The sequence below is a fragment of the Streptomyces sp. NPDC012825 genome (assembly GCF_042900925.1).
In the GTDB taxonomy this organism is placed as follows: Bacteria; Actinomycetota; Actinomycetes; order Streptomycetales; family Streptomycetaceae; genus Streptomyces.
In genome coordinates this window covers 103839-117459 of record NZ_JBIBBZ010000020.1, presented here as the reverse complement: position 1 = coordinate 117459, position 13621 = coordinate 103839, and the positions used below count along the sequence as shown (strand labels likewise).

The following is a 13621-nucleotide window of genomic DNA, read 5'->3' as shown; positions in this document are numbered from 1 at the left end:
CATCCGTGCCCGGGAGCAGCGGCGCTATCCGCTCCCATGCCGCATCCGTCAATTCCCCTCGACCCATCACAAGATCAATTATCAGACACGACCTAAGGGACGGGACCTTCGTGACGGAGGTGGGTCAGCCCGGGATGAGGCCGTCGTCGGAGAGCATCTCCCTGACTTCTTCGAGGCTCGCGTCCGGGGCCGGGAGGATCAGCTCCGACGGCTCCAGGACGTCGTCCGGGAGCGGTTCGCCGAGACGGCGGACGGCGTCGAGGAGGGCGCCGAGCGTCCGCCGGAAGCCGTCCTCGTCCCCGGTCTCCATCTCCGCGAGCAGTTCGTCGTCGAGTCCGCTCAGCTCGCCGAAGTGGCTGTCGGCCAGCTTCCGCTGGCCCTCCCCCATGATCCGTACGATCATGACGCGTCCTGTCCTTCCGGTCCTCCCGGAGAGCCGGGGGCTACTTCTCGAAGCGCGGGTGGGACTGCTGCTGGTTCTGGTGCCGCGGCGCCGCCGTGCCGTCGCCGCCCTCGATCGCCTGCTGCTGCGCCGACGGGCCGCCGGCTAGCTCGGCCTTCATCCGCTGGAGCTCCAGCTCGACGTCCGTGCCGCCGGAGAGCCGGTCCAGCTCGGCCTGGATGTCGTCCTTCGCGAGCCCGGACCGGTCGTCCAGCGCGCCCGAGGCGAGCAGCTCGTCGATGGCGCCGGCGCGCGCCTGCAGCTGGGCGGTCTTGTCCTCGGCCCGCTGGATCGCCAGGCCGACGTCGCTCATCTCCTCCGAGATGCCGGAGAACGACTCCGCGATCCGGGTCTGGGCCTGGGCCGCCGTGTAGGTCGCCTTGATCGTCTCCTTCTTGGTGCGGAAGGCGTCGACCTTGGCCTGGAGACGCTGGGCGGCGAGGGTGAGCTTCTCCTCCTCGCCCTGGAGCGTCTGGTGCTGCACCTCCAGGTCGCTGACCTGCTGCTGGAGCGCGGCCCGCCGGGACAGCGCCTCGCGCGCCAGGTCCTCGCGGCCGAGCGCCAGCGCCTTGCGGCCCTGGTCCTCCAGCTTGGCGGACTGGCCCTGCAGCTGGTTCAGCTGGAGTTCGAGCCGCTTGCGGGAGGTGGCGACGTCGGCGACGCCCCGTCGCACCTTCTGCAGCAGCTCCAGCTGCTTCTGGTAGGAGTAGTCGAGCGTCTCGCGCGGATCCTCGGCCCGGTCAAGGGCCTTGTTCGCCTTCGCGCGGAAGATCATCCCCATACGCTTCATGACACCGCTCATGGGCTTCGCGCGCCCCCTTCTGACGGACTCGGCTCCAGCTCTCCAACAAGGTCCACAGTACGGGCCCCGACTCCATTACCGCACTGTTCGGAGCGGGATGCGCTCCTCCCCGAGGACGACTGCGTGCGGCGCCCCCTCCCGCGCAGGGAGGAGAGCGGAGTCCGGGGGAACCCGCGCCCTTCTCCCGTACGTACCGGCCAGGACGCAGTCCGTTAGCGGATCGTTCCCGCCCGGCATGGGGTTCATGCCCCCCACCCCGTACCCTTGGGTTTTGTGTTCCGTAGCCGTTCGAAGGACGAGAAGGCCCCCACCGACAAGGTGACGGCGGACCTCTCCACCAAGCAGCCCCGCGACCCCGAGGCCCCCAAGGGCCGCCCGACGCCGAAGCGGAGCGAGGCGCAGACCCAGCGCCGTCGCGCCTCGACGGTGCCGCTCGACCGCAAGGAGGCCGCCAAGCGCCAGCGCGAGGCCCGCCGCTCCGACCTGTCCCGTCAGCGCGAGGCGCTGGCCAGCGGCGACGAGCGCTACCTGCCGGCCCGCGACAAGGGTCCGGTCCGCCGCTTCGTGCGCGACTTCGTGGACTCGCGGTTCGCGATCGCCGAGTTCTTCCTGCCGATGGCCGTGGTGATCCTCGTGCTCTCGCTGTTCGGGAACACGAACCGGTCGCTGCAGAACATCTCGCTGCTCCTGTGGCTCGGTGTGATCATCCTGATCGTCATCGACTCGGTCGGCATCTGGATCCGGCTCCGGAAGCAGCTCAACGTCCGCTTCCCGAACGAGCCGAAGCGCGGAGCCGTGGCCTACGGTCTGATGCGTACCCTCCAGATGCGCCGACTGCGACTGCCGAAGCCGCAGGTCAAGCGCGGAGAGCGGCCCTGAGCGCCGACCGCTCGGAGTTCGGCGGACCCGCGTTCGAAGGGTCCGCGTCGGAGGCGGCGGCTCCCGTGCTGCCCGTCGTCGCGCACTGGCCCGCCGGAGCCGGCGGGCTGCGCGACACCATCCGCCACGAGATCGTCGCGCGCCAGCTCGACGAGCAGATAACCGGCCGGTATCCGGTGGGGCAGCGGCTGCGCATCCTCGACGCGGGCATGGGGCAGGGCGCGCAGGCCCTGCGCCTGGCCAGGGCCGGTCACACCGTGACCGGCCTCGAAGCCGATCCCGAACTCCTGAAGGCGGCCCGCGAGTCGCTGGCGACGGAGCCCGCCGGGATCCGCGAGCGGGTGCGGCTGATCGAGGGCGACGGGCGCGAGACCGGGGTGCACTTCCTGCCCGGCAGCTTCGACGTGGTCCTCTGCCACGGCGTGCTCATGTACGCGGACGAACCGGACGCGCTGCTCGCGGGCCTGGCCCGGATGCTGGCCCCGGGGGGTCTGCTCTCCCTGGTGGTGCGGAACGCCGACGCCCTGGCCATGCGGCCGGGGCTCGCCGGGGACTGGGCGGGGGCGCTCGCGGGCTTCGACTCGGACGTCTACACCGACGACGGCGGGGTGAAGGTGCGGGCCGACCGGCTCGACGCGCTCACGGCGACGCTCGCGGGGATCGCGGCGCCGCTGCACGCCTGGTACGGGGTGCGGGTCTTCACGGACGGCGTCCCGGCCGAGACGGGCCTGCCGGCCGCCGACGAGCTGGACCGGCTGTTCGCCGCCGAGGAGCGGGCGGGACGCACGGAGCCGTACCGGCGGATGGCGGCGCTGCTGCATCTGTGCGGGGTCCGGGGGTAGCGCGGGGTACGGGGAGGCCGGGGCGGCCCCCTGATCGGGTGCGCTCGCCGGGCCCGGGGCGGGGACGGAACGGATACTCCGGACATGGACGTATCCCGTGCCCACGCCCGCGCCCGTGCCCGTCGTCTCCTCCTCTCCCTGGCCGCCGGGGCCTGCGCCGCCGCGCTCGTCGGGAGCTGCTCCTCCGCCGGGGACGCGGCCGGGCCCGAGCGGTCGACCCGGGCGGCGGTCCCGCGCCCGGCCAACGAGCTGGAGGACGACTACCGGGCCGTCATCAAGGACGTCCTGCCGTCGGTCGTGCAGATCGACGCGGCGAACAGCCTGGGCTCCGGGGTCGTCTACGACGCCAAGGGGCACGTCGTCACCAACGCGCACGTGGTCGGCCAGGAGAAGAGCTTCAAGGTCACGGCGGCCACCGGAGGCCAGCCGGTGACGGCGCGGCTGGTCGCCTCGTACCCCGAGCAGGACCTCGCCGTGATCCGGCTGGAGACCGTGCCGCAGGGGCTGAAGGCGGCGCGGTTCGGGGACTCCTCCACGGTGGACATGGGGCAGATCGTGCTCGCGATGGGATCCCCGCTCGGTCTGTCCGGCAGCGTGACCCAGGGGATCGTCTCGGCCACCGGCCGGACGGTCAGCGAGGGGCGGGCCGGCGGCGGCACGGGCGCGACCATCGGGAACATGGTGCAGACGTCGGCCGCGATCAACCCGGGGAACAGCGGAGGCGCCCTGGTGAACCTGGACGGCGAGGTCGTCGGCATCCCGACGCTGGCGGCGTCCGACCCGGAGCTGGGCGGCGGCTCGGCGCCCGGCATCGGCTTCGCCATCCCCGCGTCGATGGTGCGGACGGTCGCGGACCAGATCGTCAAGGACGGCAAGGTGACGGACTCGGGCCGGGCGGCCCTGAACATCACCGGGCGCACGGTCCTGGACGACGACTACGAGCCGGCGGGCGTCGCGGTGGTCGAGGCGCCGGCGAACGGGGCGGCGGGGAAGGCGGGCCTGAAGCCGGGCGACGTGATCACGCGGCTCGGCGACGCCGACGTCACCACGATCACCTCCCTGTCGGAGGCGCTGGCCTCGCGGAAGCCGGGCGAGAAGGTGGCGGTGACGTACACGCGGGGCACGGAGACGGAGAAGACCGAGGTCGTGCTGGGCGAGATGTAGCCGACGCGAAAGGGGGTGCGGGGAGCTCGCCCCCGCACCCCCTTCCCGTCGCCGGGCGCCCTAGCCCTCCGCGTTCAGGGGCATCGGGCCGTAGATCTTCGTGCCGTCCTCCGAGAGGGTGACCTGGTCGGCGCCGCCGCTCAGGAGGTCACGCCAGTGCTCGCCGATCCAGCTCTCCGCGTCGCCCTGGGTGGTGAACTCCTCGGGTGTCACCACCGGCTCGACCTCCGTGCCGTCGGACTTCTCGAACCGCCACGTCCATGCCATGTCCGCCTCCTGGCGCTCACCGGATGATCGGTTTCCTGCCCGCAGCGTAGCCGGGCGCGCACGCCTCGCGGTGGCGCGGGAGGATCTGAGGGTGGAACTGACTCTGCTCGGCACCGGCGCCCCGCTCGGCCTCCCCCGTCCCGACTGCCCCTGCGCCGTCTGCGCGCTCTCCCGGGGGCCACGCGCGCGTGCCGCGACCGCGCTGCTCGTGGACGGGGCCCTGCTGCTCGACCTGACCCCGGGGGCCGCGCTCGCGGCGGCCCGGTCGGGGCACTCGCTCGTGGGCGTCCGGCAGGTGCTGCTCACGCATCCGCACGACGGGCCGGCCGTGGAGCTGCCTGCCGGACTGCCGACGGCGGGGAGGGTGCCGGACGGACGGGAGTTGACGCTCATCAGCGGGCACCGGGTGCGGGCGGTGCCGATGGACTCCCCCGGCACCGGGTACGAGGTGACCTCGGCGGACGGCGAGCGGCTGCTCTACCTGCCGCCGGGCGGCTCCCCGGCCGGGCTCGGCGAGGACCACCGGGCGCCGTACGACGTGGTGGTGGCCGATGTGACGGGCCGTCCGGACGGGCTCGCCCGGCTGCGGGCGACCGGGGCCGTCGGCCCGGCCACGGACGTGATCGCGGCGCACCTGGACCACGACGCGCCGGCGGGCGCCGAGCTGGACCGGCGGCTCGCGGCGGCGGGGGCGCGGGCGGTGCCGGACGGGGCGACGCTGTACGTGGGCGAGTACCACGAGGTGCCGGACGTGCCCCGGCGGACCCTGGTGACCGGCGGGGCCCGGTCGGGCAAGTCGGTGGAGGCCGAGCGGCGCCTGGAGACCTTCCCCGAGGTGCTGTACGTGGCGACCGGCGGGACCCGGGAGGGCGACCGCGAGTGGGCGCAGCGGGTGGGCCTGCACCGGGAGCGGCGGCCGGCCTCGTGGCGTACGACCGAGACCTGCGACCTCGTGCCCCTGCTCGCGGAGGACGGGCCCGCCCTCCTGGTCGACTGTCTGTCGCTGTGGCTGACGCACGCCATGGACGAGGTGGGCGCCTGGGACGACGGGGCGTGGGCGGACGGCGGGGAGAAGGCGCTGCGGGAGCGGACGGCGGAGCTGGTGGCGGCGGTGCGGGCGACGCGCCGGACGGTGGTGGCGGTGACGAACGAGGTCGGCTCGGGCGTGGTGCCCGCGACGGCGGCGGGGCGCCGGTTCCGGGACGAGCTGGGCCGGCTGAACGCGTCCTTCGCCGACGAGTGCGAGCAGGTGGTGCTCGTGGTCGCGGGACAGCCGCTGGTACTGCGCGGGTAGGGTGCGATCACCGATGGCCCTGGCTGATGTGTCTCAAGGCGGAACCGTGAACCTGGACGACTTCTCCGATCTGATCGAGCGCCCCGACGGGGGGGTACGGCGCGACGCCGAGGAGCGCCGGGAGCGGCTCGTGGTGCCGCCGGGGGCCCTCGGGAGGCTCGACGAGCTGGGCGAGTGGCTGTCCGCCGCGCAGGGCTCGGTCCGGGTGCGGGCGATCGAGCAGCCGAAGGTCGTCCTGTTCGCGGGCGACCACGGAGTGGCCTCGCTCGACGTGTCGGGGCGCCGGGCCGGCACCGCGCACGAGCTGGTGCGGGCGGTCCTGGACGGGGCGAGCCCGGTGGCCGTCCTCGCCCGGTCGGTGAACGTGCCGGTGCGGGTCGTGGACGCCGGTCTGGACTGCGACCCGGAGCTGCTGCCGGCCGAGGTCGTGCGGCACCGGATCCGGTGGGGCAGCGGCCGGATCGACGTGGAGGACGCGCTGACGTCCGAGGAGGCCGAGGCCGCGCTCCGGCTCGGCGTCGCGATCGCGGACGAGGAGGCGGACTCGGGCACCGACCTGGTGGTGCTCGGGGACCTGAGCGTCGGCGGCACGACCCCGGCGTCCACGCTGATCGCGGCCCTGTGCGGGACGGACGCCTCGGTGGTGACCGGCCGGGGCGGCGCCGGGATCGACGACCTGGCGTGGATGCGCAAGTGCGCGGCGGTCCGGGACGCGCTGCGGCGGGCCCGGCCGGTCCTCGGCGACCAGCCGGCGCTGCTCGCGGCGGTCGGCGGCGCGGACCTGGCGGCCATGACCGGTTTCCTGCTCCAGGCGTCGGTGCGGCGGATGCCGGTGATCCTGGACGGCGTGGTCGGGGCGGCCTGCGCGCTGGTGGCGCAGCGGGCGGCGTTCCGGGCGCCGGACTGGTGGCTGGCGGGCCAGGTGAGCGGCGAGCCGGCGCAGTCGAAGGCGCTGGACCGGATGGCGCTCAACCCGTTGCTCGACCACGGCGTCCATGTGGGTGAGGGAACCGGGGCACTGCTCGCGCTTCCCCTGGTCCAGGCCGCGGCGGCGTTCGCCGCGGAGCTGCCCGAGCGTCCGGAGCCGACCACTCCGGAGGGTGGGGGCGACATTCCGGGAGTCCCCGGGGCCTGACGGGGAGCACGGCGGATTCGCATCGTCTCCGGGGCGGCCGTACGCGACGCGCGTGCGGTCGTCTCCGGCGTCTCCGCACGGAAAGCGGTGCCCCATATGATCGCTTTTCATGGGAGAGGTCCGTTTGTCCGCCGAAGGAGCGCCCCGGGGCGCCACCGCCCGTTCACGGCGCGCCGCCGCGTTCGCCGTCTGGTACCTGCGCGTCGTCACGTTCGTCAATCTCCTGAGCGCCGTCTGGGTCTCGTTCGGACAGGACCTGCGCCGGCACAACGAGGACGACCACTTCACCCCGTACCTGCTCACGGCCGGTTTCGCCTCGGGGGTCTTCACCCTCTTCCTGGCGGTCACCATGCGCCGCCGCAAGCGGGCGGCGTGGATCCTCAACCTGGTGCTCGGCGGGCTCTTCCTGCTGCTCTTCGCCCTGGTGATGTTCTTCCCGGAGATCCGGCGGCACGCCCAGAACTGGGTCTCGCTGGTCCTGACCGCCGCCTTCGTGCTCGCGCTGCTGCTCGGCCGCAAGGAGTTCTACGCGAAGGGCGACCGCTCCAACCCGCTGCTCGCCGCGGTCGTGGCGGTCGGCGGACTGCTCGTCACCTCGCTGCTCGCCGCCGTCCTGGTGACCGTCACCGACACCTCCGCCGGCCACTCCACCTTCGTGGACCGCTGGCGCTACGGCCTGATGCGGCTGGTCACGCTGGCCTCCGACGACTCCCGGTTCACCGGGATCGACACCCCCGGCTGGGTGGACGTCACCATCAACGTCCTGTCCACGCTGCTGCTGTGCGCGGTGCTCTTCGCCGCCTTCCGCTCCCGCCGGGCCGTGGACCCGCTGACCGAGGAGGACGAGCGGCGGCTGCGGGCCCTGCTCGACAAGTACGGGGACCGCGACTCGCTCGGCTACTTCGCGCTGCGCCGCGAGAAGAGCGCGGTGTGGTCGCCGAGCGAGAAGGCGGCCGTCGTCTACCGGGTGGTCGGCGGGGTGTCGCTGGCCTCCGGCGATCCGATCGGGGACCCCGAGGCCTGGCCGGGCGCCATCGGGCCCTGGCTGGCCGAGGCGCGCGAGCACGGCTGGATCCCGGCGGTGATGGGGGCGAGCGAGGAGGCCGGGACGATCTACGCCCGGCACGGTCTGGACGCCCTGGAGCTGGGTGACGAGGCCATTGTGGAGACGGACGAGTTCACGCTGGACGGGCGGGCCATGCGGTCGGTCCGGCAGGCCTTCAACCGGGTCGAGCGGGCCGGGTACGAAGTCCGGATCCGGCGCCACGAGGACATCCCCGCCGAGGAGATGGCCGCGCTGGTGCGCCGGGCGGACGACTGGCGGGACGGGGCGACCGAGCGCGGCTTCTCGATGGCGCTCGGGCGGCTCGGCGATCCGGGGGACGGCCGCTGCGTGATGCTGGAGTGCACGGACGGCGAGGGGGAGCCGCGGGCCCTGCTGTCCTTCGTGCCGTGGGGGCCGCGGGGGCTCTCGCTCGACCTGATGCGCCGCGACCGGGAGGCCGAGAACGGCCTGATGGAGTTCATGGTCATCCAACTCCTCCGGCGCTCCGGGGAGATCGGGATCACTCAGGTCTCGCTGAACTTCGCGATGTTCCGTTCCGTCTTCGAACGCGGCTCGAAGCTCGGGGCGGGGCCGGTGCTGCGGATGTGGCGTTCGCTGCTCGGCTTCTTCTCCCGGTGGTGGCAGATCGAGTCGCTGTACCGCGCCAACGCCAAGTACCGACCGATCTGGGAGCCCCGATTCATGCTCTTCGAGAAGAGCGCCGACCTGGTGCGCATCGGCCTGGCCGCCGGGCGGGCCGAAGGCTTCCTGGAGGCCCCGGGGCTGCCGAAGTGGCTGCACCGCGGGCATCTGGAGGGCGGGCGTTGAGCGGGGCCTCCCGGGAAGGCCGGGGAGGCGGCGTCCGGGGGTTCGCCCGCCGCGAGTGGGGGCCGCTGTTCACCACCGTACGGACGGCGCTCGTCACGAAGAGGTGGCGGGCGATACCGATGACACTGGCGGCGGTCTGCCTCACGGCCCTGTTCCAGCTCGTGCAGAACCAGGACCGGGGGTACGGACCGGTCCACGACATCGGCTTCGTACGGGCCGGGGACCCGCTCTGGCTCGCGCTGCTCCGCACTCCCCTCTCGCTCTTCGTGCCCGCGCTCGACCTGCCCGTCTGGGGCGCCCTCGCGCAGGTGCTGCTCGTGTTCGGGATCGCGGAGATCTGCCTCGGCCGGTGGCGGACGCTCGCCGTCGCCTATCTGGCGACGCTGGCCGGCACGCTCTACGCGCGCGTGGGCATCGCGGTCGGCCCGGACGGCCCCTTCGGCCTGCCGGCCTCCGACGCGCTGGTGGTCGACACCGGCCCGTCGGCGGCCGTCGTGGGCCTCGCCGTCTACGTCTGTCGGCGTTACCGCGCCCACCGGACCGGCGGCCTCGTCGTCCTCGCGATGCTCGTGGAGGTCGTGGTCAAGCCGAACCTGGCGGGCAAGGAACATCTGGCGGCCATCGCCGCCGTCCTCGTCCTGATCGCCGTCCTGGCCCGGCGCGAGCGGCGTCAGGGCGGGGCCGAGCCGGGCCCCGAGACGCGCTCCTGGAAGCCGCCGATCAGGTCCTGAAAGCGGCGGCGGACCTTGGTCCAGCGCCGGTCGTGGCGGTACGTGCGGAGCCGGGAGCGGGCCCTGGCCCGGTGGCGGCGGCGGTAGAAGCGCTTGGACCACCAGGAGCCGGGGCGGGCGAGCCGGACGGCGCCGATGATCGCCACGAAGGGCACGAAGACCCCCATCACGGCCATCCGGAACTTCCCCTTCACCAGGCTGACCAGGATGAAGAGGAAGTTGAGCACGATCGTGACGAGGAAGGTCGCCCGGTCCTGGCGCTCGTCCTCGGTCAGGTCGTTCACGCCGAGCGGCGAGAAGCCGCTCAGGGCCAGCATGACCAGGGCCGCGGTGAGTACGACCGCCTCGACGCTCTTGCGGCCGTCCTCGCTCCAGTACACGTCGTCGAGGTGGAGGATCAGCGCGAACTCGTCCAGGACGAGGCCCGCGCCGATCCCGAAGACGACGGCGAAGACGACCGCGCCGACGCCGTGCCGGCCGCTGGCCACCGCGCCGAAGCCGCCGACCACGGAGAGGACCACACCGGGCACGACATGATGGATGTGGAGCCCGCCCGAGGAGACGTTCCCGAACGGTCCCTTCCCCGCCCGGATGAGGCGGGTGACGGTCCGGGTGACCAGGAACGTCACGACAAATGAGGTCAGCGCGAGGAGCAGCGGGAGCTTCCCCGGTTCGAGGACGTTCCGCGAGAACCAGTGACCCATGCCACCCCCTTCCGAAATGTACGTAATGCGCAATCTACCGTCCGGAACCGGCGATTACCCTGCCCGGATGGACGGCCTGCGTTTCGCCTTCGGCACCCTCACGGTGCTCCCCGCCCGCATCACCCGCTGGGACCGGGACGCGGCACGCGCCGGCATGCTCTGCGCCCCGCTCGCCGGGCTGACCGTCGGCCTGGCCTCCGCCGCGCTCGGCGGATCGTTCCTCCTGCTCGGCTCGGGCCCGCTGGTCGCGGCCGTCGTCACCGCCGCCGTCCCCGCCGTCCTCACCCGGGGCCTCCACCTCGACGGCCTCGCGGACACCGCCGACGGCCTCGGCAGCGCCAAGCCGCCCGAGGACGCGCTGCGCGTCATGAAGCAGTCGGACATCGGCCCGTTCGGCGTGATCGCCGTGGTCCTCGTCCTGTTCGCCCAGGTCGCCGCCCTCTCCCACCTGTACGGGGAGGGCTGGGCGCACGGCGCCGTCGCCGCCGTCCTCGCCGCCACCGTCGCCCGCCTCGCCCTCACCCACGCCTCCCGCCACGGCGTCCCGGCGGCCCGCCCCGAGGGGCTCGGCGCGATCGTCGCCGCGACGGTCCCGGTCCGCTCCGCGACCCTGGCGACGGCCGCCTTCCTGGCCCTGGCCGCCGGGACGGGCCTGCTGCTCTCGCCGTACGACGCGGTCCGCAACGTCCTGGCGGCCGGCGCCGCCCTGGGCGCGGCGGCGCTGCTGCTCCGCCGGTGCGTGCGCCGCTTCGGCGGGGTGACGGGCGACGTGTTCGGCGCGGTGGAGGAGACGGCGGCGACGGCGGCCCTGCTGGCGCTGACGCTGGGGTGATCGTTTCGTGACCGGCGGCCGGACAACCATCGGTGCCGCCGCCCGGTCAGGAGGACGTGACCAGACCCCTCGCCCGTACCGTCGGCGCGGCCGTCGGAGCCGTCCTGCTGCTCGGCGCCTGCGACCCGGGAGCAGCGGACGCCCCCGGCGCCGCCCGTCCCGCTCCCCTCTTCTCCGAGCCGGCCGCCCGGCAGATCGGCCTCGCGCTGCGGCACACCCGGGAGACCGGCGGCGCCGACCTGCGCCAGACGGTCACCTTCACCTCGGAGAAGGGCGACGCCGTCCAGACCCTCACCGGGCGACTGGACTTCGCGGGCTCGCGCGGTGAGGCGGTGCACACCTGGCGCATCGCCCCCGGCTTCTCCGAGGAGGCCCGGAGGACGATCCTCGGCACCCTGCCCGGACGCGGCACCGGCGACACCTCCGGCCGGTACGTGGTGGACACCCGGGCCATCCACTACCGGGCCGCGTCGGCCGGGTACTGGCTGCGGTACGACGGCGACGTCGAACCGTTCCCGGGCACCGACTCGATCGACCACCTCCGGGGCACCGGGAGCCCGATCGGCGGCACCCTCCTGGAGGTGCTCGGCGGCGTGCGGCCCGCCGGGGTGCGGGAGCTCGCGGGCGGCGGGCGCTCGTACCGGGCGGACTTCCCGCTGGCCGAGGCCCTGGAGCTCTTCCCGTACGACCTGCGGCGGGAGTTCGTGCCCGCGCCCCTGAACGCCGGCTCGCCCGGCGCCCCCGTCCCCGTGGCCGTCGAGGTGGACCGCGAGGGCAGGATCACCCGGGCCTCGGCCGACCTGACGTCCCTGCTGGACGAGGGGAGGAGCGGGGCGCTCGACGGAGTGACCGGGATCCGCGCGGAGCTGGCGCTGGGCGGCTTCGGCGCGCCGGAGCCGCCCGTCGACACCGCTCCCGGCGGGCGGGTCCTGGCGGGCGCCTCGGCGGTCGTCACCATCTACGGGGCCCGGCCCGGCGACTGCCTGGACTTCAACACCGGCATGCGGCATCGCAGGCTGGTGGTCCGGGTGCCCTGCGCCGGCCCCCACGACGGCGAGATCGTCGAGCAGCACTCCCTGCCAGGCGCCTTCCCCGGAACGGAGGAGGCCGCCGAGCGGGCCGAGCGGGCCTGCGCGGCGGCCGGGGAGCGGCGCGCCCCCGGAGCCCCCTGGCGCACCTGGTCGACCGAGGAGGAATGGACGGAACGCGGCGAGGGCCGGGCCACCTGCTACGCGGTCAGCAGGGCTGCCGCCACGCCCCCAGCTCGTACCGCTTCCGCATCGAGCTGAGGCCCAGCTGCCGGACCTCCGGGCAGAACTGTTCCGTCGTCAGCTCGTACTCGACGTGGAAGACGGCCTTGCCGGCCTTCACGAACGGGGTGAGCCGGTCGCACTCCTCGTACTGGGCGCACTGCTCGTTGACCGCGAAGTCGAAGTCCGCGAGGAGCTCCGGGATCTGGTCGAGGTCGTTCTTGAGGCCGACCGCGAGGCCGCGCTCGTGGGCCAGACGGGCGATCAGGCGGTTGTAGCGGAGCTGGTCGGCGGCGGTGAGGGGGAAGCCGGTGCGGTTCTTGTAGCCGTCCATGTTGTCGGGTTCGACGGCGTCGAAGCCCTTGTCGCGGCACATGTCCAGGCGTTCGGCCATCAGGGGGCCGAGGACGTCGGTGCGGCGGACGTCGAGCCAGCGCTCGCCCTTCCAGCCGTTGCCCCCGCCGAGCACGGCCTTCGGGAAGCGGCCGGCGTCGGGGCGGAAGTCCTCCCAGGCGCCGGTGGAGAGGTAGCAGACCACCTTGCGGCCCCGGGCGTGCAGGTCCTTCACGGCGGACGCCGGATGGTCGAAGCCGTCGATGTCGTACACGGGGACGTCGACCGCGGGGTCGAGCCGGCCGCTGAGCTGCCACTGCCAGGCGAGACCGGGCTTCGGCCGCCAGCGCTCCCCCGCCCGCTTGGCGTCGGGGGCGGGGCCGGGGGTCGTCGTGCAGGCGGTGGCGAGGAGCAGCAGCCCCGCGAGCAGGGACAGCGGTCGTCTCATCGGGCGGGCTCCGGGAGGTGCGGGAGGGTTCCCCAGGGGTGCGCGCCCGCGCCGGGGACGGCGCAGTGCACCGGGGTGGCGGGGCGGAACCCGGCGGGGGCGGCGTAGACCAGGTGGCAGTAGTGGGGGGCGACCGGCAGGTCGAGGGTGCGGTAGGTGTCCCAGGGGCCCTCGAAGGTGACGAGCAGGTCGGCCTGGGCCTCGTAGCCGGGGTCCGGGCGGGCCCCGTGGTTGAAGACCAGGGTCGCGGCCCCGGCGGCCCGGGCGGCGACCGCGATCCGGCGGTAGTGGGCGAGGGCGCCGGGCGCGGTCGCCACCTGGTCCAGGAAGGCGCCGTCGACGGCGTACCAGTCGCGGTGGCGCAGCAGTTCGCCGACGACCTCGGCGTGCGGGCGGCGCCCGTAGGCCGTGTCCACGTAGCCGAGGACCCGGACGCCGGCCGCGCGCAGCCGCCCGGCGGCGTCGGCGAACGCCGGGTCGGGGGCCGGACCCGCGCCGCTCGCCGGGTTGAGGACGACGCCGTACAGGGAGGGCGCCGCACCGACGAGCGCCGCCCAGGCGTCGGGGCGTTCGGCCGGGTGCTCGTAGAACGGCACCAGGAGGGACGGGGTCGTCAAGACACCCC

General features: G+C 74.1%; 15 protein-coding genes. 9 read left to right on the top strand and 6 right to left on the bottom strand.

Annotation, left to right across the window (positions count from 1 at the left end; all coding sequences use genetic code 11):
- Window positions 1–124 precede the first annotated feature (124 nt).
- Window positions 125–403, bottom strand: a complete 279-nt coding sequence (locus ACFY7E_RS28830; protein WP_383439904.1) for a hypothetical protein — start codon at window positions 401–403, stop codon at window positions 125–127.
- Window positions 404–443: 40 nt separating this feature from the next.
- Window positions 444–1244, bottom strand: a complete 801-nt coding sequence (locus ACFY7E_RS28825; protein ID WP_383439906.1) for a PspA/IM30 family protein — start codon at window positions 1242–1244, stop codon at window positions 444–446.
- A 273-nt stretch (window positions 1245–1517) separates the two neighbouring features.
- On the opposite strand from ACFY7E_RS28825, the gene ACFY7E_RS28820 reads away from it, so the two are divergent.
- From ACFY7E_RS28820 to ACFY7E_RS28810, 3 genes are all read left to right on the top strand, one after another.
- Window positions 1518–2123: a DUF3043 domain-containing protein gene (locus tag ACFY7E_RS28820; RefSeq protein ID WP_389489912.1), complete on the top strand. Its 606-nt coding sequence runs from the start codon at window positions 1518–1520 to the stop codon at window positions 2121–2123.
- A 65-nt stretch (window positions 2124–2188) separates the two neighbouring features.
- Window positions 2189–2965 carry a class I SAM-dependent methyltransferase gene (locus tag ACFY7E_RS28815; RefSeq protein WP_383439910.1) on the top strand — a complete coding sequence of 259 codons (777 nt, stop codon included), beginning with the start codon at window positions 2189–2191 and terminating at the stop codon, window positions 2963–2965.
- 84 nt (window positions 2966–3049) lie between these two features.
- Complete coding sequence (locus ACFY7E_RS28810) at window positions 3050–4129, top strand: S1C family serine protease (protein ID WP_389489910.1); 1080 nt, start codon at window positions 3050–3052, stop codon at window positions 4127–4129.
- A 60-nt stretch (window positions 4130–4189) separates the two neighbouring features.
- Here the strand turns inward: ACFY7E_RS28810 and ACFY7E_RS28805 are convergent, their stop codons facing one another.
- Entirely contained in the window at window positions 4190–4396 is a 207-nt protein-coding gene (locus ACFY7E_RS28805) for a hypothetical protein (RefSeq protein WP_125663506.1), read from the bottom strand.
- Window positions 4397–4487: 91 nt separating this feature from the next.
- Here ACFY7E_RS28805 and ACFY7E_RS28800 point away from each other — a divergent pair, with 91 nt between their 5' ends.
- The 4 genes from ACFY7E_RS28800 (at window position 4488) to ACFY7E_RS28785 (ending at window position 9429) form a co-directional block, all read left to right on the top strand.
- Window positions 4488–5690, top strand: coding sequence for a bifunctional adenosylcobinamide kinase/adenosylcobinamide-phosphate guanylyltransferase (locus tag ACFY7E_RS28800; protein ID WP_389489907.1), 1203 nt, complete (start codon window positions 4488–4490; stop codon window positions 5688–5690).
- 46 nt (window positions 5691–5736) lie between these two features.
- Window positions 5737–6825, top strand: coding sequence for a nicotinate-nucleotide--dimethylbenzimidazole phosphoribosyltransferase (gene cobT, locus ACFY7E_RS28795; protein ID WP_389489905.1), 1089 nt, complete (start codon window positions 5737–5739; stop codon window positions 6823–6825).
- Window positions 6826–6934: 109 nt separating this feature from the next.
- Complete coding sequence (locus ACFY7E_RS28790; RefSeq protein ID WP_389489903.1) at window positions 6935–8698, top strand: phosphatidylglycerol lysyltransferase domain-containing protein; 1764 nt, start codon at window positions 6935–6937, stop codon at window positions 8696–8698.
- The gene (locus tag ACFY7E_RS28785; protein WP_389489900.1) at window positions 8695–9429 is read left to right on the top strand and encodes a hypothetical protein; all 735 of its coding nucleotides are present in this window, start codon (window positions 8695–8697) and stop codon (window positions 9427–9429) included. Before ACFY7E_RS28790 ends, ACFY7E_RS28785 begins: the two co-directional genes overlap by 4 nt.
- Here ACFY7E_RS28785 and ACFY7E_RS28780 read toward each other — a convergent pair.
- A complete protein-coding gene (locus ACFY7E_RS28780; RefSeq protein WP_389489898.1) occupies window positions 9369–10133 on the bottom strand; it encodes a hypothetical protein in 765 nt (254 codons plus the stop codon). The genes ACFY7E_RS28785 and ACFY7E_RS28780 overlap by 61 nt on opposite strands.
- A 25-nt stretch (window positions 10134–10158) precedes the next feature.
- Here ACFY7E_RS28780 and ACFY7E_RS28775 point away from each other — a divergent pair, with 25 nt between their 5' ends.
- Window positions 10159–10965 (top strand): adenosylcobinamide-GDP ribazoletransferase, encoded by an 807-nt coding sequence (locus tag ACFY7E_RS28775; protein WP_389489896.1) that lies wholly within the window; start codon window positions 10159–10161, stop codon window positions 10963–10965.
- Between the two features lie 56 nt (window positions 10966–11021).
- The gene (locus ACFY7E_RS28770; RefSeq protein WP_389489894.1) at window positions 11022–12254 is read left to right on the top strand and encodes a hypothetical protein; all 1233 of its coding nucleotides are present in this window, start codon (window positions 11022–11024) and stop codon (window positions 12252–12254) included.
- Here the strand turns inward: ACFY7E_RS28770 and ACFY7E_RS28765 are convergent.
- Both ACFY7E_RS28765 and ACFY7E_RS28760 read right to left on the bottom strand, forming a co-directional pair.
- On the bottom strand, window positions 12202–12996 hold the full coding sequence (locus ACFY7E_RS28765; protein WP_389489892.1) for an endo alpha-1,4 polygalactosaminidase: 795 nt from the start codon (window positions 12994–12996) through the stop codon (window positions 12202–12204). The genes ACFY7E_RS28770 and ACFY7E_RS28765 overlap by 53 nt on opposite strands.
- Window positions 12993–13613: a spherulation-specific family 4 protein gene (locus tag ACFY7E_RS28760; RefSeq protein WP_389489890.1), complete on the bottom strand. Its 621-nt coding sequence runs from the start codon at window positions 13611–13613 to the stop codon at window positions 12993–12995. The genes ACFY7E_RS28765 and ACFY7E_RS28760 overlap by 4 nt, the downstream gene beginning before the upstream one ends.
- Window positions 13614–13621: the final 8 nt, after the last annotated feature.

Excerpts from the sequence above, each read along its gene's own strand:
- ACFY7E_RS28830 (WP_383439904.1), bottom strand. The coding sequence starts at position 403 with ATGATCGTACGGATCATGGGGGAGGGCCAGCGGAAGCTGGCCGACAGC.
- ACFY7E_RS28825 (WP_383439906.1), bottom strand. The coding sequence starts at position 1,244 with ATGAGCGGTGTCATGAAGCGTATGGGGATGATCTTCCGCGCGAAGGCG.
- ACFY7E_RS28810 (WP_389489910.1), top strand. The coding sequence starts at position 3,050 with ATGGACGTATCCCGTGCCCACGCCCGCGCCCGTGCCCGTCGTCTCCTC.
- ACFY7E_RS28805 (WP_125663506.1), bottom strand. The coding sequence starts at position 4,396 with ATGGCATGGACGTGGCGGTTCGAGAAGTCCGACGGCACGGAGGTCGAG.
- ACFY7E_RS28790 (WP_389489903.1), top strand. The coding sequence starts at position 6,935 with ATGGGAGAGGTCCGTTTGTCCGCCGAAGGAGCGCCCCGGGGCGCCACC.
- ACFY7E_RS28780 (WP_389489898.1), bottom strand. The coding sequence starts at position 10,133 with ATGGGTCACTGGTTCTCGCGGAACGTCCTCGAACCGGGGAAGCTCCCG.
- ACFY7E_RS28775 (WP_389489896.1), top strand. The coding sequence starts at position 10,159 with ATGCGCAATCTACCGTCCGGAACCGGCGATTACCCTGCCCGGATGGAC.
- ACFY7E_RS28765 (WP_389489892.1), bottom strand. The coding sequence starts at position 12,996 with ATGAGACGACCGCTGTCCCTGCTCGCGGGGCTGCTGCTCCTCGCCACC.